General features: G+C 62.9%; 4 protein-coding genes. All 4 read right to left on the bottom strand.

The genetic code is table 11. The annotated features are described in order from the left end of the window. Positions 1-456: 456 nt before the first annotated feature. Entirely contained in the window at positions 457-1071 is a 615-nt protein-coding gene (locus tag G6017_RS15050) for a hypothetical protein (RefSeq protein WP_083249842.1), read from the bottom strand. 240 nt (positions 1072-1311) lie between these two features. Continuing rightward, positions 1312-1944: a protein kinase family protein gene (locus tag G6017_RS15055; protein WP_182618079.1), complete on the bottom strand. Its 633-nt coding sequence runs from the start codon at positions 1942-1944 to the stop codon at positions 1312-1314. Positions 1945-2267: 323 nt separating this feature from the next. Further along, positions 2268-2870 carry a recombinase family protein gene (locus tag G6017_RS15060; RefSeq protein WP_182618081.1) on the bottom strand — a complete coding sequence of 201 codons (603 nt, stop codon included), beginning with the start codon at positions 2868-2870 and terminating at the stop codon, positions 2268-2270. 275 nt (positions 2871-3145) lie between these two features. Further along, positions 3146-3550 (bottom strand): hypothetical protein (locus G6017_RS16535; RefSeq protein WP_347238026.1); only part of this gene is annotated, 405 nt, incomplete at its 5' end.

Genomic DNA, 3550 nt, shown 5'->3' on the forward strand with positions numbered 1-3550 from the left:
GCCCCCACGGGCCTGTCGAACGTGGGCCACTACGTGGGGCCCGATCAACGAGCCCGTGCCGGGCGGTCAGGGGGCCGACGGGGTCGTCATCGGGGAACGTTTGAATGTGGACGCGACGGGTGTTGTCCCAGGTAAGGTTTCCGAGCTCGTGAAGGACTTCGAACGAGGTGCCGGCACCTGCAGAGATAGGCGTGACGGCGGCGGGGCGCCTCGCCGGACGGGCTTGGGATCACCACCGAAGCACACCCGAGGAGCTCCAGAGAAGGACTGTTAGCGCAGGTAGGGGCCGATCTACTGTAGCCGACAGTTATCCGCTCGGGGGTTCGTCGGAGCCGCTCCCAGCATCCGGAAGTAGAAATGGCTTGCACCCAGAGGGGGCCGTCACTACGCTAGGAACTGCCCACCGTTACGACGGAACGGGAAGAAGGCCTTAGAACCCCAGCCGGACGACTGGATCTAGGGCCTTTCGCTTTGTCCAGACTCTGGCATCAGAGACTCGGGGGTCCGCTTCTCGATCAGGATGCTGCCGCGGAGCACATCGATGTAGCTAACATCTCCGGAGAAGCTCGCGTTCACCGCCCCAAGCACAGCGTCCGGGATCCACAACAAGGGGTCATCGCCACCACGGCAGTGGCTAATCCTCAGGCCCCGATGCCAACCCTGGTTCTGCAACGAAACGATATGGGCGCGGTCCTGCTTGTCCTGAGAGTCGCTTCGCCGTTCGAGAGTGATGTCTAGGACATCAGCCTCTCCGAGTTCGTAGTAGAGCGTTTCCAGGCACTTTCGCCTGTGGCGCTCAGTCTTTCGGTTGCGCCCACTGAGGTGTGCAACGACTACGTGCATGGAACCCAGATCGGCGATTGTCTCTGTGATCGTGCGGCGGCGGCGATCACTTTCATCGGTCCAGTGAGGTTTGATCTGGCCTGGAAGACGAAGATGGCGTAGCGCTTCTCGGATCTCGTCGCAATCTCCTGCGGTGACGATGGCCGCCCCGATTAGGTACTCCTGAGTTGTATCGGTCCGGACGCAACTGGACTCATCAACAAACGCACGCATACCCGCCGAGGTCATTTCCACCTACTCACCGTATCCATCGGCCGCGACAACCCAGCCCGGCACTTCCTCTTACAACTTCCGCCCCTTTGGGGTACACCTTGCGGTACATCGCGGGCCGCCATCGTTTCCCCTGTTTCGCAAGGTCTCAAGCAGGTGTTACGGGACAGTGGCCAGTGAGGCCATAGGGGCTACGGGACTGTGTGGTTCGTGATCGCGACGGCGGTTCGGAACATGTGTAGAGCCGCGCTTCTCGGCTCACGGCCGCAGCAGCCGGACCTGGGAGACGCGGGAGATGGAGGCGATCCAGTCGGCGGCGTCTGGGTCGATCCAGCGAGCGAGGGTGTCGAGGTCTGCGGACAGTTGGTCCAGGCGCCTGGTCTCCACCGTCGAGGTGGGATGGATGAGGGGCTCGTGGTGGGCGATCCGATTACGGAGCTTGTATATCCGTTGGACGCAGTCTTCGAAGGGCTGACGCGACTGTGGTTGCGGGTAGTGGGCCATCCCGTGGCGGCGAAGGACGCGCCAGATGGTGACCTCGTGGTTTCGGACGAGAAGGAAGCGCCAGAAGTCGAAGCTCAGTTCTGCCACGACTCGGCCGGTGGTCTCAGGTCCGCGTAGCCTGCTGCGGGCTTTGCGGATGCTCTTTTGGGCGGTGCTGGTGAATTGGTAGCGCTGCTGGTCGTCGTACCAGTGGGGGAGCGGGCTCTCCGCGGCTAGGCGGTCGCTGATGAAGTTGCGTAGAAGCACCTCGCCATGCCCGATCACCTCGAAATAGGCCGCTGCGAGTTGGGCGTTCCAGGCGTAGAGCGCCGCCGGGTCGGGGTGATGGCGGTAGCTGGAGATTCTGGGCCCGGAGAACCAGCGTGCGAGATCTTCAGGGTCCTGCATCGGGTGCTGTCACTCTCCGTCGGCGGGTGGGTCCGGTCGTGCTTGTCCGCGAGCACGTTTGCTGTTATGTTCGCTGTGAAAGCCCCGGGTAGGTCAATGCCGCGAAATATCGGTACACACCCCCGGGGTTACTGCTATTTCGGCAGTCTAGAGCCAGCTCGGAGGGTGAGGATCCAGCCCGGCTCTTGGACCGAACTACGCACCGGGCAAGTGGTGGCGGTTGCCGAAGTCGCGGTAGACGGCGATGGGGGCCGCGAGCAGTGACAGCGGCGTACCTGATCCAGGCAATCTCGGCGCCGCGCCGCACCTGTGAACTGCACGGATCAGACCTGCCTGCTCAGTGTCTCGCGGGTGCGGGCGGCGTGTTGGTGGCGGTAGAGCGTGGCGCGGGACCACCCGACCAAGCTGGCGGCTTCCTCGGCGGTGCGTCCCTTCTTTCGGGCGTCCTGGGCGATCTCGAGCTTTTCCGCGATCACCGCCGGGTCAACAGGCGGCCGACCGAACCGAGTGCCGTTCTGCCTCGCTGCGGCGATGCCGGCGTTGACCCGCTCGGTGATCAGTTCGCGTTCGTACTCTGCCAGCGTGGCGAGCATGCCCAGCATCAACCGGCCCGTGGTGGTCTCCGGATCGATGCCGTCCGAGAGGGATCGGATCTTCACGCCCTTGTCGCGAAGGAGGTTCACGGTGTTGAGGACATCGATCAAGGATCGGCCGAGCCGATCGATGCGCCACACCACGACGGTGTCGCCGGACTCGAGGTAGTCGAGCAGGCGCTTCATGCCCGGGCGTTCGATCGCGGTCCGGCTTCCCGAGGTGACATCGGAGAACACATCCCGCTTCTGCACCCCGGCTGCGACCAAAGCATCCAGTTGCAGCTGCGCATCTTGACTGGCGGTACTGACGCGGGTGTACCCCAAGTGCCTCATGACTCAATTATGGCTCACAAACCCCTGCCGAGGCGCCGCGTGCGACAGTTCTCGTCAAGACGACTTGGCGAGACATCCTGAAGAGTCCGTTCGCCCAGGAAAGAGGCGCAGCGCCAGCCAGGGCGGGGGAGCGGGACGAGTGTCTCGAAAAGCTGTAGTTTTCTAGGACACGATTTTGAGCAGGTCGCCACGAGTGCCGACAGTGATTTGATCCGACCATGTTCGAACCCGCGCGGTAGGGGTCGGGTCGTAGCTAACCGATCGCTACTGCCCCTTCAGGGTGCGGAGCTAGGCACGACGTAGGTGGCACCGTTCTGGAGCTCGCCAGACGTGAAGGACTTCTCGACGAAGTCGTTGCCTACGAGTAGTTCATAGCTTCTTTGGTTCGCGGGGACGGCATCAAAGTGGGCCTTGTACGTGCATACGCCCGTACCGTCCGGGTGCTCATCGATGGACTCGGCTTCCAATGTCGACTTGGTGATTGCAGCTGGCCCTTCGCCGTAGAGGCCTACTTCGTCGTTCGGCGCTAGGCGAGTCGCTCCAAAGGTGCAAACCCCGGAGTCGGCCGAAGCTTGGTCTGCCTCGCCGGTGACAGTCACCGTGGCGGCGAAGGTTGCCGGCGCATCGGATTGGGTTGCGCAGCTCATCAGGATTAACGGCTCTTCGCATCTGAGCGTGGG

The sequence above is a fragment of the Dietzia sp. B44 genome, assembly GCF_014145245.1.
In the GTDB taxonomy this organism is placed as follows: Bacteria; Actinomycetota; Actinomycetes; order Mycobacteriales; family Mycobacteriaceae; genus Dietzia; species Dietzia natronolimnaea.